The sequence below is a fragment of the Microbacterium sp. GXF6406 genome (assembly GCF_054798215.1).
The window spans coordinates 80,030-95,924 of sequence record NZ_JBSJZH010000001.1 but is presented as its reverse complement, the minus strand read 5'-3'; the positions used below and the strand labels follow the sequence as shown (position 1 = coordinate 95,924).

17 protein-coding genes are annotated in these 15,895 nt (G+C 66.5%); 15 read left to right on the top strand and 2 right to left on the bottom strand.

The window, feature by feature from the left end; genetic code table 11:
- Positions 1-14 precede the first annotated feature (14 nt).
- Together rho and prfA are read left to right on the top strand one after the other, a co-directional pair.
- The gene (rho, locus tag ACWAUG_RS00460; RefSeq protein WP_460800480.1) at positions 15-2,072 is read left to right on the top strand and encodes a transcription termination factor Rho; all 2,058 of its coding nucleotides are present in this window, start codon (positions 15-17) and stop codon (positions 2,070-2,072) included.
- 24 nt (positions 2,073-2,096) lie between these two features.
- A complete protein-coding gene (gene prfA / locus ACWAUG_RS00455; RefSeq protein ID WP_298041111.1) occupies positions 2,097-3,176 on the top strand; it encodes a peptide chain release factor 1 in 1,080 nt (359 codons plus the stop codon).
- 22 nt (positions 3,177-3,198) lie between these two features.
- Here the strand turns inward: prfA and epsC are convergent, their stop codons facing one another.
- Positions 3,199-3,771, bottom strand: a complete 573-nt coding sequence (gene epsC / locus ACWAUG_RS00450; RefSeq protein WP_298041109.1) for a serine O-acetyltransferase EpsC — start codon at positions 3,769-3,771, stop codon at positions 3,199-3,201.
- Between the two features lie 8 nt (positions 3,772-3,779).
- Complete coding sequence (gene cysK, locus ACWAUG_RS00445; protein WP_298041107.1) at positions 3,780-4,718, bottom strand: cysteine synthase A; 939 nt, start codon at positions 4,716-4,718, stop codon at positions 3,780-3,782.
- 106 nt (positions 4,719-4,824) lie between these two features.
- On the opposite strand from cysK, the gene prmC reads away from it, so the two are divergent.
- From prmC to ACWAUG_RS00380, 13 genes are all read left to right on the top strand, one after another.
- Entirely contained in the window at positions 4,825-5,685 is an 861-nt protein-coding gene (gene prmC, locus ACWAUG_RS00440; protein WP_298041105.1) for a peptide chain release factor N(5)-glutamine methyltransferase, read from the top strand.
- A 51-nt stretch (positions 5,686-5,736) separates the two neighbouring features.
- A complete protein-coding gene (locus tag ACWAUG_RS00435) occupies positions 5,737-6,450 on the top strand; it encodes an L-threonylcarbamoyladenylate synthase (protein ID WP_298041103.1) in 714 nt (237 codons plus the stop codon).
- Positions 6,447-7,601 carry an MraY family glycosyltransferase gene (locus ACWAUG_RS00430; protein ID WP_298041101.1) on the top strand — a complete coding sequence of 385 codons (1,155 nt, stop codon included), beginning with the start codon at positions 6,447-6,449 and terminating at the stop codon, positions 7,599-7,601. Before ACWAUG_RS00435 ends, ACWAUG_RS00430 begins: the two co-directional genes overlap by 4 nt.
- Positions 7,598-8,056 (top strand): hypothetical protein, encoded by a 459-nt coding sequence (locus ACWAUG_RS00425; protein WP_298041099.1) that lies wholly within the window; start codon positions 7,598-7,600, stop codon positions 8,054-8,056. Before ACWAUG_RS00430 ends, ACWAUG_RS00425 begins: the two co-directional genes overlap by 4 nt.
- Positions 8,057-8,229: 173 nt before the next feature.
- Positions 8,230-9,024 carry a F0F1 ATP synthase subunit A gene (atpB, locus tag ACWAUG_RS00420; protein ID WP_298041097.1) on the top strand — a complete coding sequence of 265 codons (795 nt, stop codon included), beginning with the start codon at positions 8,230-8,232 and terminating at the stop codon, positions 9,022-9,024.
- Between the two features lie 43 nt (positions 9,025-9,067).
- The gene (gene atpE, locus ACWAUG_RS00415) at positions 9,068-9,307 is read left to right on the top strand and encodes a F0F1 ATP synthase subunit C (protein ID WP_116647429.1); all 240 of its coding nucleotides are present in this window, start codon (positions 9,068-9,070) and stop codon (positions 9,305-9,307) included.
- 38 nt (positions 9,308-9,345) lie between these two features.
- On the top strand, positions 9,346-9,897 hold the full coding sequence (locus ACWAUG_RS00410; RefSeq protein WP_298041091.1) for a F0F1 ATP synthase subunit B: 552 nt from the start codon (positions 9,346-9,348) through the stop codon (positions 9,895-9,897).
- Positions 9,897-10,685, top strand: coding sequence for a F0F1 ATP synthase subunit delta (locus ACWAUG_RS00405; RefSeq protein WP_298041090.1), 789 nt, complete (start codon positions 9,897-9,899; stop codon positions 10,683-10,685). Before ACWAUG_RS00410 ends, ACWAUG_RS00405 begins: the two co-directional genes overlap by 1 nt.
- A 47-nt stretch (positions 10,686-10,732) precedes the next feature.
- Positions 10,733-12,373 (top strand): F0F1 ATP synthase subunit alpha, encoded by a 1,641-nt coding sequence (gene atpA / locus ACWAUG_RS00400; protein WP_460800476.1) that lies wholly within the window; start codon positions 10,733-10,735, stop codon positions 12,371-12,373.
- A 20-nt stretch (positions 12,374-12,393) separates the two neighbouring features.
- A complete protein-coding gene (locus ACWAUG_RS00395; protein WP_298038670.1) occupies positions 12,394-13,296 on the top strand; it encodes a F0F1 ATP synthase subunit gamma in 903 nt (300 codons plus the stop codon).
- 23 nt (positions 13,297-13,319) lie between these two features.
- On the top strand, positions 13,320-14,771 hold the full coding sequence (atpD, locus tag ACWAUG_RS00390; RefSeq protein ID WP_298038673.1) for a F0F1 ATP synthase subunit beta: 1,452 nt from the start codon (positions 13,320-13,322) through the stop codon (positions 14,769-14,771).
- Positions 14,772-14,773: 2 nt separating this feature from the next.
- Entirely contained in the window at positions 14,774-15,034 is a 261-nt protein-coding gene (locus tag ACWAUG_RS00385; protein ID WP_298038676.1) for a F0F1 ATP synthase subunit epsilon, read from the top strand.
- 91 nt (positions 15,035-15,125) lie between these two features.
- Complete coding sequence (locus ACWAUG_RS00380) at positions 15,126-15,869, top strand: YaaA family protein (RefSeq protein WP_460800474.1); 744 nt, start codon at positions 15,126-15,128, stop codon at positions 15,867-15,869.
- The last annotated feature ends 26 nt before the right edge of the window (positions 15,870-15,895 follow it).

The window sequence follows — 15,895 nt, the reverse complement described above, 5'->3', positions numbered from 1 at the left end:
ATAAGGGAGTACTCGTGGAGAATTTCTCCGAGACCCAGAACGATCAGGCAGCGTCCGCCGTCGAGACGCCCGCCGCCCCGGCCGCCGAATCCCCGGCCGCCGAGACCACCGCCGAGGCTAAGGCTCCGCGCAAGCGCGCTCCGCGCCGTGCGACCACCGCCACCGCAGCGGCCAAGACTGCTGAGGCAGAGGCTGCTCCGGCGGAGGCCGCCGCCGCACCCGCCGACTCCGCGGCACCTGCCGAGGAGGCAGCGCCCAAGGCGACGGCGCCGCGCCGCAGCCGTGCGAAGAAGGCCGACGCCGAGGCCCCGGCCGCAGCTGATGCCGCAGCCGAGTCCACCCCGGCCGAGAAGCCCGCGGCGGACACCGCGAGCGCTGAGGAGGCGCCCGCTACCGAGAAGGCGACGAAGACGACCGCCCGTGGCCGCGGCCGGAAGAAGGCGGAGCCCGCTGCAGAAGAAGCAGCCCCCGCCGAGGCGCCCGTCTCCGACGATGCGAAGAGCGTCGAGGCATCCGCGCCCGCCGACGCATCGAGCGGCGCCGAGGAGCAGCCCGCGAAGGAGACGGTGGAGAAGCCCGCTCGCGGCAAGCGCAACGCCAAGAACGCGAAGGCCGAGAAGCAGGAGCAGTCCGACGCCTCCGACGACGAGCAGAGCTCGTCCTCCGAGAACAAGGGCGATGAGTCGTCCGAGTCCGGCGACGGCGAGGAGACCTCGGGCCGTAGCCGCAGCCGCAGCCGCAGCCGCAATCGCGGTCGTGGCAGCAGCAACGACTCCGCGCAGAGCGGCTCCAGCTCCAACGGATCCGACGACGACTCGAACGGCCGCGGTCGCCAGCGCAACAAGCGCCGTGGTGGCGGAGCATCCGACGAGTTCGAGACCGAGATCGGCGAGGACGACGTTCTCATCCCGATCGCCGGCATCCTCGACATCCTCGACAACTACGCCTTCGTCCGTACGACCGGCTACCTCGCCGGCACCAGCGACGTCTATGTCTCGCTCGGCCAGGTGAAGAAGTACAACCTGCGCAAGGGCGATGCGATCGTCGGCGCCATCAAGCAGCCGCGCGAAGGCGAGCAGCAGGGGCGTCAGAAGTACAACGCGCTCGTCAAGGTCGACTCCATCAACGGGCTGTCCGTCGAGGATGCCGCGAACCGCGTCGAGTTCGGCAAGCTCACCCCGCTGTACCCGCAGGAGCGCCTGCGCCTGGAGACCGCGCCCGAGAAGCTGACGCAGCGCATCATCGATCTCGTCGCGCCGATCGGCAAGGGGCAGCGCGGGCTCATCGTCGCGCCGCCCAAGGCGGGCAAGACCATCGTCCTGCAGCAGATCGCCAACGCGATCGCGCAGAACAACCCCGAGGCGCACCTCATGGTCGTCCTGGTCGACGAGCGCCCCGAAGAGGTCACCGACATGGAGCGCACCGTCAAGGGCGAAGTCATCGCTTCGACCTTCGACCGCCCCGCCGAGGACCACACCACGGTCGCCGAGCTCGCGATCGAGCGCGCCAAGCGCCTGGTCGAGCTCGGCCGCGACGTCGTCGTGCTGCTCGACTCGATCACCCGGCTCGGACGCGCCTACAACATCGCCACGCCGACCTCGGGCCGCGTGCTCACCGGCGGCGTCGACGCCGCGGCGCTGTACCCGCCCAAGCGCTTCTTCGGCGCTGCGCGCAACATCGAGAACGGCGGATCGCTCACGATCCTCGCCACTGCCCTCGTCGAGACCGGTTCCAAGATGGACGAGGTCATCTTCGAGGAGTTCAAGGGAACCGGCAACAGCGAACTGCGCCTGTCGCGCCAGCTCGCCGACAAGCGCATCTTCCCGGCCGTCGACGTCAACGCATCGTCCACGCGCCGTGAAGAGATGCTGCTGAGCCCCGACGAGGTCAAGATCACCTGGAAGCTGCGTCGCGCCCTCGCGGGCCTCGACCCCCAGCAGGCTCTCGAGGTCGTGCTCGGCAAGCTGAAGGAGACGCAGTCCAACGTCGAATTCCTCGTGCAGATGCAGAAGTCGATGCCGGCTCCGACCGCGGGCGGCTCGAGCCACAGCCACGAGAACAACATCCGCTGATCCGGATCTGATCGGAGCAGAGGCGTGTTCGAGTCCGTTCAGGCGCTCATCGACGAACACCGCCGGGTGCAGGAGGAACTCTCCGACCCGGCGGTGCACGCCGACGCTGCGCGCGCCAAGCGCGTCAATCGCCGTTACGCCGAGCTGAGCCGCATCGTCTCCGCCCACGCGGCGTGGGTCGCGGCATCCGATGATCTGGACGCGGCCCGTGAGCTCGCCAAAGAGGACGCCGTCTTCGCCGACGAGGTGCCCGCGCTCGAGGAGAATCTCGCTCAGTCGCAGGAGAGGCTTCGACGACTGCTCATCCCGCGCGATCCGGACGATGCACGCGATGTGATCATGGAGATCAAAGCCGGTGAGGGCGGAGCCGAGTCGGCACTGTTCGCCGCTGATCTGCTGCGCATGTACATCCAGTACGCCGCGCACAAGGGGTGGAAGACCGAACTGCTCGAGCGCAACGAGTCCGACCTGGGCGGCTACAAGGATGTCCAGATCGCGATCAAGGGGAGCTCGTCCGACCCCGCACAGGGGGTCTGGGCGCACTTGAAGTACGAGGGCGGCGTGCACCGCGTGCAGCGCGTGCCCGCGACCGAGTCGCAGGGGCGCATCCATACCTCGACGACCGGTGTGCTCGTCTTCCCCGAGGTCGACGAGCCCGACGAAGTCCAGATCAACCAGAACGATCTCAAGATCGATGTCTACCGTTCCTCGGGGCCGGGCGGGCAGTCGGTCAACACGACCGACTCGGCCGTGCGCATCACGCACCTTCCCACCGGCATCGTCGTCTCGATGCAGAACGAGAAATCCCAGCTGCAGAACCGTGAGGCGGCGATGCGCGTGCTGCGCGCTCGTATCCTCGCCAAGCAGCAGGAGGAGCGCGATGCCGCGGCTTCGGATGCCCGTAAGTCGCAGATCCGCGGTATGGATCGCTCCGAGCGGATCCGCACCTACAACTTCCCCGAGAATCGCATCGCCGATCACCGCACCGGGTTCAAGGCCTACAACCTCGACCAGGTGATGGACGGCGCTCTCGAACCGATCATCGAATCGGCGATCACCGCCGACGAGGAGGCGCGTCTCGCCGCCGTCGGCAACGACGGCTGAGACGATCTCAACGCCGACGGGCTCAGATCGAGTAGTCGGGAGCCAGGCGCAGGTCGGCGAAGTCGTCGTGGCCGACGCGCTTGCGAGTCCGCGCGGGCACGCCGACGAGGATGCTGTCAGCCGGAGCATCCTTCGTCACCACGGCGTTGGCGCCCACGACGGTGTTGCGCCCGACGAGGATCGGCCCGAGAACCTTCGCACCGGAGCCGACGACGACGCCGTCCGCGAGCGTCGGATGCCGTTTCCCGCTGGCATCGGGCGTGCGCCCTCCGAGCGTCACACCGTGATAGAGCATCACATCATCGCCGATCTCGGCCGTCTCGCCGATCACGATCCCCATGCCGTGGTCGATGAAGAACCGTCGGCCGATGCGCGCACCGGGGTGGATCTCGATGCCGGTGAGACCGCGCGAGAGCTGTGAGAGCGCGCGGGGGAGGAAGCGCATGCCCGACTGCCAGAGGCGGTGAGAGATCCGGTGCACCCAGATGGCGTGCATCCCGGGGTACAACAGACCCACTTCGATCGCCGTGCGGGCGGCCGGGTCTCTCAGGCGTGCGGCCGCGATGTCCTCGCGTACGCGGGCGAAAACTCCCATCGTGCGGATCAGACTTCGCGCAGGTCCTCGAAGAGCGCCGTGGAGATGTAGCGCTCACCGGTGTCGGGGAAGACGACGACGATCGTCTTGCCGCTGTTCTCCGGGCGCGCGGCGACCTGCAGGGCCGCCGACAGGGCAGCGCCGGAGGACATGCCCACGAGCAGTCCCTCCTCGGCCGCGAGGGCGCGCGCGAGGCGCAGCGACTCGTCGAATTCGACGGCGATGACCTCATCGAGGATCTCGCGGTCGAGAACGCCGGGGACGAAGTTCGGGCCGATGCCCTGGATCTTGTGCGGGCCGGGGTGGCCTTCGGTGAGAACGGGGGAGTCCTTCGGCTCGACCGCGATGACCCGGACATCGGGCTTGACGGCCTTGAGCGCCTGGCCCGTTCCGGTCACTGTCCCGCCGGTGCCGACGCCCGCGATGAAGATGTCGACGTCACCATCGGTGTCGCGCAGGATCTCCTGAGCGGTGGTCTCGCGGTGGATCTTGGGGTTCGCCGCGTTCTCGAACTGCTTGATCCACACGGCGCCGGGCGTCTCGGCGACGATCCGCTGGGTCTCCTCGATCGCGCCGCTCATGCCCTTGGTCGGGTCCGTGAGGACGATCTGCGCGCCGAAGGCCTTCAGGAGCACCCGGCGCTCCTTCGACATCGATGCGGGCATCGTGAGGATGACCTTGTAGCCGCGAGCAGCGCCCACCATCGCAAGCGCGATTCCGGTGTTGCCGCTGGTGGACTCGACGATCGTGCCGCCCGGCTTGAGCTCACCCGACTCCTCGGCAGCGTTGACCATCGCGATGCCGATGCGGTCCTTCACGCTGGAGGCCGGGTTGTAGTACTCGAGCTTGGCCAGCACGGTGGCCCCGAGGCCCTCGGTCACACGGTTCAGCCGCACCAGCGGCGTGTTGCCGAAGGCGGACGTGATGTCGGAGTGGATTCCGGTCATGGTGGGGACCTCTCGATCGGTACGGATGTGCTCAAGCCTATTCGAGAGGGGGCGGCCATGGGCCATTGTGACGCGCGGGTGAACGCCCAGCACGTACGCTGGAGGGATGCCTGAACAGACCATCGCCGCAGCCGTCCGTGCGGCCGCCGCGCGGCTCGCCGAGGTCGGCGTCCCCGACCCGCTCGTCGATGCGGAACTTCTCGTCGGCCATGTGCGCGGCCTCGGACGCGGCGAGGTGCAGGCGACGATTCTCCGCGGTGATTCGTGGGACGAGGAGGCGGGGCAGCGCTTCCTCGGACTCGTCGAGCGCCGGGCCGCGCGCGAACCCCTGCAGCACATCACGGGCCGCGCGCCGTTCCGGCACCTCGAGCTGGCCGTCGGTCCCGGCGTCTTCGTGCCTCGACCCGAGACGGAGATGGTCGCGCAGTTCGCCATCGACGCGCTCGTCGCCGACGCATCCGAAGCGCCCATCGGCGTCGACCTGTGCACCGGAAGCGGCGCAATCGCGCTGGCTCTGGCGACCGAGGTCCCGCACTCACGCGTCTTCGCCGTCGAGCTGTCGGACGATGCGCACGCCTGGGCCGCGCGCAACACGGCCTCGGCGGGGAACCTCACGCTGGTGCACGGCGATCTCGCGGATGCGCTCCCCGAGCTCGACGGGTCGGTCTCGGTCGTCATCTCCAACCCGCCGTACGTACCCGACGACGCGCTCCCGCGCGACCCGGAGGTGCGGCTGCACGACCCCGCAATGGCGTTGTACGGCGGCCCGGACGGCCTCGACATCGTGCGCGTTCTCAGCGCGCGTGCGCTGAGACTCCTGCGGGCGGGCGGTCTGCTGGTCATCGAGCACGGCGAACTTCAGGGCCGGCAGATCCGCGACCTGCTGACCGCGGACGGATGGCGCGCAGCCGATACCCACCCCGACCTCACCCATCGCGACAGGGCGACCACCGCAATACGCCCCTGACCGGCCCCGGGCCTCGGAACGACGCGCCGGTGCACGTAGACTGGTGCAGTCATGTCCTCTCTCTTCGACTGCCGCGATGAGGCCGAGCTTCTCGCCGGAATGCGCCGCGCCCGCCAGGCCATCGCCCGTGGTGAGCTCATCGTCATGCCCACCGATACTGTCTACGGGGTCGCCGCTGATGCGTTCACGCCCGCTGCAGTCCAACGGCTGCTCGACGCTAAGGGTCGCGGCCGCAACCAGCCGCCGCCCGTCCTCGTCGCGGGGCAGTCGGCGCTTGCGGCGCTCGTGGAAGAGGTCCCCGAGCCCGTGCAACGGCTCGTCGACGAGTTCTGGCCCGGAGGACTGACGATCGTCCTGCCGGCCCAGCCCTCTCTCTCCTGGGATCTCGGAGACACGCTGGGCACCGTCGCCGTGCGCATGCCCGATCAGCGGATCGCCCTCGAACTCCTCGAAGAGACCGGCCCGCTGGCCGTCTCCAGCGCCAACCTCACCGGCAAGGCCGCGGCGGTCACCGCATCCGATGCGCAGCGGATGCTCCAGGACGACGTCGCCGTTTACCTCGACGGGGGAGTCAGCCGCACCGGCATCGCCTCGACGATCATCGACGCGACATCCCTCGTGCGCCGAGGGGGCGACGAGACCACGGATCCGGTCGTGCGCATCCTGCGGGAAGGCGCCATCACCCGGGCGCAGCTCGAAGGAGTGATCGGCGATCTGCTCGAACCCGCTGCGGTCGCGGAGGACACGGCGGACGGCACGGCGTGAAGCAGTATCTCTTCACGATCATCCTCACGGCCACGATCACGGTGATCATGTCGTGGGCGGTGTGGCAGCTCAGCCTGCGATTCAAGCTCTATCCCGGCATCCGCGAGCGCGACGTCCACACCACGCCGACCCCGCGCCTCGGAGGCGTGGCGATGTTCCTCGGAATCGCCACCGCCATCGCCGTCTCCGCCGCGAACCCGTTCTTCTCGATCATGTGGGTTCCGCCGAACACCATGTGGGCGGTCCTCGGGGCGGCGCTCCTCATCGCCGTGATCGGCGTGATCGATGATCTGCTCGATCTGGACTGGATGATCAAGCTCGGCGCGCAGTTCCTCGCCGCGGGCATCATCACCGTCGGCGGCGGACTGCAGATCCTCGCCCTCCCGCTCGGCGACATGATCATCTTCTCGAGCTGGCTGAGCATCGCGGTGACGATGTTCGCGATCGTCGTGGTCATGAACGCGGTCAACTTCATCGACGGACTGGACGGTCTCGTCGCTGGCGTCTGCCTCATCGCCAACGGGGTCTTCTTCGCATACTCCTACATCCTGACGCGCGACACCGGGGCGAGCAGCTACTTCAACCTCGCCTCGTTCCTCGCCGCCGTCATGATCGGCGCCTGTATCGGGTTCCTCCCCCTGAACTGGAGCCCGGCCAAGCTCTTCATGGGCGACTCCGGGGCTCTCGTGCTGGGGCTGCTCATGGCGACCTCGGCGATCGCGCTGACCGGGCAGATGTCCTCGGCCGCGATGGACCCGGAGGAGTTCGGGCGCTCGCAGCTGCTCGGCGCGTTCATCCCGATCCTGCTTCCGCTGGTGGTCGTGCTCCTGCCCCTGCTCGACTTCGGCCTCGCCGTGTTCCGACGCATGAGGGCCGGGCGCTCTCCTTTCTCACCGGACCGCAAGCACCTGCACCACCGCATGCTCGATCTCGGCCATCGGGACCGCGATGCCGTCCTCATCTTCTACGCATGGACGACGATCATCTCGCTCGCCGTGCTTCTCATGTACCTGGGAACCCGCGAGGATTGGCCGGGCCAGTACGTTCCCGGCATCATCTTCGGGGTCATCGGGATCGCCGCGTGCCTGATCGTCACCCTGCTGCCCACCCGGCCCCGCAAAGCCCCTCAACCACTGGAGAAGACCCCATGAACCGCGAAACCGTCTCGAGCACCCCGGTGCTTCGCGCTGCCCTGGTGTGGGGCAGTGCCATCGGTGGAACGGCCGTCGTCGTCGCCGGCATCGTCGGATGGCTCGTCGCCCAGTGGCCCGGTCTCTGGAGCGGTGTGCTCGGGGCCCTCATCGGCGTGATCTTCCCGGCGATGACCGCGGTCAGCATCCTGATCGCCAACCGCTGGTTCGGGAACCCCGCCTTCCTCCAGATCTTCTTCGGAATCGTGATGGGCGGCTGGCTGATCAAGTTCATCCTCGTCGTCGTCCTGCTGCTCACGCTGGCACGCCTCGACTGGGTCGTTCCGCTGGTCTTCTACTTCGCACTGGTGGCGACGGCCGTCGTCTCGCTGGTCGTCGACCTCATGGTCATGAGCAAGATCCGCATCCCCGCGGCATCCGATGTGGAGCTGCCGCAGCAGGATCCCGAAGCCTGAGAGCCGGGATCTCCCGTCGTGTCCAGAAGGGCGCTGACTTTTTGATAGAGTGAGTGAGTTCCACCGCGGAAGTAGTCCGACTCTCATGTCGGGCCCTGCAGGAGCAACATTTTCACCTCTCGACGCGCTGGAACCTGCCAACGCGAGAAGCAGGAGCCAATACGTTGAGTCACGTGGGCGCGGTCATCATGGCCGCCGACGACAACCAGTTCCACCCGCCGTCCATCGGTGACTTCTTCCCTCCAGCGATCTTCTTCGAGGGAACGATGTTCGAGTTCACGCGCATCAACCTCGCACAGGTGATCGCGACAGTGGTGCTCGTCATCGTCCTGCTGGTCGGCACACGCCGCCTCTCGGTCGTTCCTGGCCGCGGTCAGAACCTCATCGAGATGGCCTTCGGCTTCGTGCGCGTGCAGATCGCCGACCAGGTCCTCGGTGAGAAGGACGGCAAGCGCTTCCTCCCGATCCTGACGACGATGTTCTTCGGAATCCTGTTCATGAACCTGACGGGTGTCATCCCCGGCATCAACATGGCGGGAACGGCTGTCGCCGGAGTTCCGCTCCTGCTGGCGCTCGTGGCATACGTCCTCTTCATCTACGCCGGCATCCGCAAGCACGGTGGCCTGCGCTTCCTGAAGAACTCTCTGATCCCGAACGGCGTTCCGATCTATCTGGTGCCGATCATCGCGCTCGTCGAGCTGATCTCGACCTTCGTGGCGCGCCCGGTCTCGCTGTTCCTGCGTCTGCTGCTGAACATGATCGTCGGGCACATGATGCTCGTCCTGTTCTTCTCCGCCACGCACTTCTTCCTGCTGAGCATGAACTGGTTCACCCCGTTCGCGGTCGGAACATTCGCGATGAGCTTCGCGTTCACGCTGTTCGAGATCTTTGTTTACGTTCTCCAGGCATACGTCTTCACAATCCTGACTGCGGTCTACATCCAGCTCGCAGTCGCTGAAGAGCACTGACGATCATCCAATCGGATGATCGCCCTACGAAAGGAAAAAACCAGTGGACGCTACGACAGTTCTCGCGCAGATCACGGGTAACATCGCGACCGTCGGCTACGGTCTCGCCGCCATCGGACCGGCCATCGGTCTGGGCATCATGATCGGCAAGACGATCGAATCCACCGCACGCCAGCCCGAGCTGGCCGGCCGCCTTCAGACGACGATGTTCATCGGTGTTGCATTCATCGAGATCCTCGCCCTGATCGGTATCGCCACGCCGTTCATCTTCGCCGCGGTCTGATCCGCAAACCGATCGCGACTCGAGAATAAGGAGGCAGGATGCGTAACGCTCTTGTCACTCTCGCGGCCGACGGTGAAGTCGGTAACCCGCTGCTCCCAGCGGGTTACGACATCATCTGGTCGGGCGTGTGTTTCATCATCATCCTGCTCGTCGTCTGGCTTGTGGCGCTTCCCCGTCTGACGAAGGTGCTCGACGCGCGTTCGCAGGCCATCGAGGGCAACATCGCCAAGGCCGACGAGGCCCAGAAGGAAGCAGAAGCAGCGCTGGAGGAGTACACCCGCCAGCTCGCAGAAGCGCGCACTGAGGCCGGCCAGATCCGCGAAACCGCCCGTGAGGACGGCAAGAAGATCATCGCCGAGGCCAAGGAGACGGCAACGGTGGAGGCCGGTCGCGTGACCGCCGCCGCTCACACGCAGATCGAGGCGGAGCGCCAGTCGACGCTCATCGCACTGCGCTCCGAGGTCGGGAGCCTCGCCCTCGACCTCGCCGGTGGCGTGGTCGGCGAGACCCTCTCGGACGACGCGCGTGCGACCGCCGTGGTCGACCGCTTCCTCGCTGACCTCGAGACTGCAGAAAAGGCGGCCAAGTAATGGGCAGCGCGACGACTCAGGCACTGTCGGCTTCGACGGCTGCCCTCGCTCAGGCGAAGGGCGTCACCCTCGACACCGCGAGTGAGCTGTTCACCGCGGCCCGTTTCGTGGGGGAGTCCGGTCAGCTGAGCGGCGCGCTGGCCGACCCGGCTGCTCCTGCGGGCCTTCGCGAGAAGGTCGTCGCGACGGTATTCGCCGGCATGTCCGAGACCACCCGTCAGGTGCTCTCGGCTGCCGTTGGACAGCGCTGGTCCGACGCCGACGGCCTCGTCGACGGCATCGAGGAGCTGGCCATCCGCGCGACGGCCATCGCGAAGCCGAAGGACGACATCTCGGGCGAGCTGTTCTCCTTCCTGCGTGTGATCGCTGCGAACCCGGAACTCGAGCTCGCGCTCGGCAGTCGGCTCGGCGATGACGCAGGAAAGAGCGTGCTCGTCGAGAAGCTCATCACGGGTGTCACCGGAAAGGCCACGACACTGATCGTGTCCTCGATGGTTCGCCAGCCGCGTGGGCGCCGCGTTCGTCAGCTGCTGAACCGCGCGATGAAGATCGTCTCGGCCCAGGCAGGACGTACGGTCGCCACCGTGCACACGGCGTCGCCTCTCTCGGCAGAACAGCGAACGCGCCTCGGCGCCGTGCTGGCCGAGCGTTACGACGTGCAGGTCTCCATCAATGAAGTGATCGACCCCACCGTCGTGGGCGGACTGCGCGTGCAGATCGCCGATGACGTGATCGACGGCAGCATCTCCGCGCGGCTCGCCGATCTTCGACAGAAGCTCGCGGGCTAATACGACTTCGCGCGGGGAACCGCGCACCCAGATACAAAGGGAAGACAATGGCAGAACTTTCGATCAGCCCCGACGTCATCCGTGACGCGCTGAAGGACTTCGCCGCTGCATACGAGCCCACCGGCGCGGCAGCTACCGAGGTCGGCACCGTCGTGGACGCCGCAGACGGCATCGCCCACATCGAGGGCCTGCCCGGCGTCATGGCGAACGAGCTCCTCACGTTCGCCAACGGCACGCAGGGCTTGGCACTCAACCTCGACGAGCAGGAGATCGGTACGGTCGTCCTCGGCGACTTCGCCGGTATCGAGGCTGGTCAGGAAGTCCGCCGCACGGGCGAGGTCCTCTCCGTCGCTGTCGGTGACGGCTACCTCGGTCGCGTCGTCGACCCGCTCGGCAACCCGATCGACGGTCTCGGCGAGATCGCCACGGAAGGCCGTCGTGAGCTGGAGCTCCAGGCTCCCGGCGTCATGCAGCGCAAGAGCGTCCACGAGCCGATGCAGACCGGCATCAAGGCCATCGACGCGATGATCCCGGTCGGACGAGGTCAGCGACAGCTGATCATCGGCGACCGCCAGACGGGTAAGACCGCCATCGCGATCGACACGATCATCAACCAGAAGGCCAACTGGGAGTCCGGCGACACCAACAAGCAGGTTCGCTGCATCTACGTAGCCATCGGCCAGAAGGGCTCGACGATCGCCTCCGTCAAGGGTGCGCTCGAAGAGGCCGGAGCCATGGAGTACACGACGATCGTCGCGGCCCCCGCCTCCGACCCGGCCGGCTTCAAGTACATCGCCCCCTACACCGGTTCGGCGATCGGCCAGCACTGGATGTACGGCGGCAAGCACGTCCTGATCATCTTCGACGACCTGTCGAAGCAGGCCGAGGCATACCGTGCTGTTTCGCTTCTGCTGCGCCGTCCGCCGGGGCGCGAGGCATACCCGGGCGACGTCTTCTACCTGCACTCCCGCCTGCTGGAGCGCTGCGCGAAGCTGTCCGACGAGCTCGGCGCAGGTTCGATGACGGGTCTCCCGATCATCGAGACCAAGGCGAACGACGTCTCGGCGTACATCCCGACCAACGTGATCTCGATCACCGACGGCCAGATCTTCCTCCAGTCCGACCTGTTCAACGCCAACCAGCGTCCCGCGGTCGACGTGGGAATCTCGGTCTCGCGAGTCGGTGGCGACGCTCAGGTGAAGTCCATCAAGAAGGTCTCGGGAACGTTGAAGCTCGAGCTCGCTCAGTACCGCTCGCTCGAAGCCTTCGCGATGTTCGCGAGCGACCTCGATGCGGCTTCGCGTCGTCAGCTCGACCGCGGTGCACGTCTGACCGAGCTGCTGAAGCAGCCGCAGTACTCGCCGTACCCCGTCGAGGACCAGGTCGTCTCGATCTGGGCCGGCACGAACGGAAAGCTCGACTCGATCGAGGTCTCTGACGTCCTGCGCTTCGAGCGCGAGCTGCTCGATCACCTGCGTCGCAACACGCAGATCCTCGACACGCTGCGCGAGACGAACCTTCTCACCGACGACACGGTCGCCGAGCTCGAGAAGCAGGTCGATGCGTTCATCCTCGAATTCCAGAGCGGCTCGGGCGCTGCCCTCGGCGCGCTCGGATCCGAGGAGCACGCAGCTGCCGACGCGGACGACGTGAACCAGGAGAAGATCGTCAAGGGTCGTCGCGCGTAATCGCGTGAGGTACTGAAAACATGGGCGCTCAACTCAGGGTCTACAAGCAGAAGATCTCTTCTGCTCAGACGACCAAGAAGATCACGAAGGCGATGGAACTCATCGCGGCTTCGCGCATCCAGAAGGCGATGGCGCGCGTTCGCGCGTCGTCGCCCTTCGCGCGGGCCGTGACGCAGGCCGTCTCCGCCGTCGCGACGCACTCGAACGTCGATCACCCGCTCACCCGCGAGCCCGAGACGATCCGCCGCTCCGCGGTGGTGGTCTTCTCCTCCGACCGCGGTCTGGCTGGTGCGTTCAACTCGCAGGTTCTCCGAGAGGCGATGGAGCTCGGCGAGCTCATCCGCTCGCAGGGCTCCGAGCCGGTCTACTACCTCGTCGGCCGTAAGGCCGTGGGCTACTTCCAGTTCCGCAACATCGCGGCTGCTGCGGAGTGGACCGGTGACACCGACACCCCGCAGTTCTCGACGGCCGAGGAGATCTCGGCCGCGCTGCTGGAAGCCTTCCAGCGCGGGGGCGAGAACGGGGGAGTCGACGAGCTCCACCTCGTCTACAACCGTTTCGTCAGCATGATGACGCAGACGCCGGAGACCGTGCGCCTGCTTCCGCTGGAGATCGTGGACCACGACGGCGCCGATTCCTCTTCGGCGCCGGTGTACCCGCTCTACGAGTTCGAACCGGATGCCGAGACGGTGCTCGACGCGATCCTGCCGGTGTATGTCCAGAGCCGGGTCTTCAACGCCCTGCTGCAGTCGTCGGCCGCCAAGCAGGCCGCGACGCAGAAGGCGATGAAGTCCGCGAGCGACAACGCCGACAAGCTCATCACCGACTACACCCGTCTGCGCAACAACGCGCGTCAGGCGGAGATCACGCAGCAGATCGCTGAGATCGTCGGCGGTGCCGACGCGCTCTCGTCGAGCAAATAGACCATTAAGAAAGAGACGAAGATATGACCCCCACCGCCACAGCTGAGGCTGGGACCGCGGTCGTCGGGCGCGTCGCACGCGTCACGGGCCCGGTCGTCGACATCGAGTTCCCTCACGACTCGATCCCGGACATCTACAACGCTCTGAAGACCACGATCACCATCGGTGAAGAGTCGACGGAGATCACGCTCGAGGTCGCGCAGCACCTCGGCGACGACTTGATCCGCGCGATCGCACTGAAGCCCACGGACGGTATCGTCCGAGGCCAGGAGGTCCGTGACACGGGCCTGCCGATCTCGGTTCCCGTCGGTGACATCACCAAGGGCAAGGTCTTCAACGTGATCGGCGAGGTCCTCAACGCCGAGCCCGGCGAGCAGATCGAGATCACCGAGCGGTGGCCGATCCACCGTCAGGCGCCGAGCTTCGACCAGCTCGAGTCCAAGACCACCATGTTCGAGACCGGCATCAAGTCGATCGACCTTCTGACCCCCTACGTCCAGGGTGGAAAGATCGGTCTGTTCGGTGGCGCCGGTGTCGGTAAGACCGTCCTCATCCAGGAGATGATCCAGCGTGTCGCGCAGGATCACGGTGGTGTGTCCGTGTTCGCCGGCGTCGGTGAGCGCACCCGTGAGGGCAACGACCTCATCGCTGAGATGGAAGAGGCGGGCGTCTTCGACAAGACCGCCCTCGTCTTCGGCCAGATGGACGAGCCGCCGGGGACCCGTCTTCGCGTCGCGCTTTCGGCTCTGACGATGGCGGAGTACTTCCGCGACGTGCAGAAGCAGGACGTGCTGCTCTTCATCGACAACATCTTCCGCTTCACGCAGGCCGGTTCCGAGGTCTCCACGCTGCTGGGCCGCATGCCCTCGGCCGTGGGCTACCAGCCGAACCTCGCCGACGAGATGGGTCTCCTCCAGGAGCGCATCACCTCGACCCGCGGCCACTCGATCACCTCGCTGCAGGCGATCTACGTCCCCGCTGACGACTACACCGACCCGGCCCCGGCCACGACCTTCGCGCACCTCGATGCGACGACCGAGCTCTCTCGCGAGATCGCGTCGAAGGGTCTGTACCCGGCCATCGACCCGCTGACCTCGACGTCGCGCATCATGGACCCCCGCTACTTGGGCGAGGACCACTACCGCGTTGCGACCACGGTCAAGCAGATCCTTCAGAAGAACAAGGAGCTGCAGGAGATCATCGCGATCCTCGGTGTCGACGAGCTCTCCGAAGAGGACAAGATCGTCGTGTCGCGTGCACGCCGCATCCAGCAGTTCCTCTCGCAGAACACCTACATGGCGAAGAAGTTCACGGGTGTCGAGGGATCGACGGTTCCCCTCAAGGAGACCATCGAGTCGTTCGATGCAATCGCCAAGGGCGAGTTCGACCACGTGGCCGAGCAGGCGTTCTTCAACGTCGGTGGCATCTCCGACGTCGAAGAGGCATGGGCGAAGATCCAGAAGGAGAACGCCTGATCATGGCGCTCAACGTCAGCCTCGTCTCCGCGGACGCGGAGGTCTGGACGGGAGAGGCATCGCTCGTCGTCGCCAAGACCGTCGAGGGTGAGATCGGCATCATGGCCGGCCACGAGCCGGTGCTGGCCATCCTCGCCGAGGGCCAGGTGCGCATCACCCAGGCCGACGGCGCGAAGATCCTCGCCAATGCTCAGGACGGGTTCCTCTCCATGGAGGGGGACCAGCTGATGATCGTGGCTGGCCACGCCGCGCTCGTCGCCTGATCACGATTCATTTCGGACGCGTCCGCCTCGTACATCGCACCGGTTCCGGTGGGTGTGCCCGAGGCGGGCGCGTTCTTGTCTGTGTGGAGATATGAGAGTTCTGCTGCCTCCTTCGGAGACCAAGAAGCCCGGGGGTGCGGGTGCGCCTCTGGCGATAGCCGATCTGGCGCTTCCCGCATTGGGGGAGCAACGGTCGCTGGCCGTTCAAGCGCTGATTGGCTTGTCGGCAGACGCCGATGCCGCGCAGCGCGTGCTGAAGCTCAGCGCCCGTCAGCTGAGCGGGATCGTCGATAACGCGACTCTGCTCACGTCGCCGACGATGCCGGCGGTCGACCGATACACGGGTGTGCTCTACGACGCGCTGGATGCCGTCTCGCTGGGGGAGTCCTCCCGCGCCTGGCTCGGTGAGAACGTCTGGATTCACGCAGCGCCGTTCGGGCCGATATCGGCCCTGGACGCCATTCCGGCGTACCGTCTTGCTGCCGGAACCTCGGTGCCGGGGATGCCGCCGTTGCGGCGCCACTGGGCGGTTCCGACCTCGGAAGCGATCGCTCAGGAGAAGCCGTCGTTCGTGCTCGACCTGCGCAGTGAGGCCTATGTGGCGCTCGGGCCGATCCCCGATGGCGTGAGTGCGATGTACGTGCGTGTCGTGACCGATCAGGGCAAGGCGCTCAACCACTTCAACAAGAAGTCCAAGGGGCAGCTCGTCCGTGCGCTCGCACAGGATGCGCCCGATCTGTCATCCTTCGCGGAACTCGTGAAATGGTCGGCGATGCGCTCGATCGTTCTTCGCGAGGTGGATGCTCGAACTGCGGAGCTCGTCGTCGGGGAGTGAATCCCAACGCGCCCGGCCTACGAGGG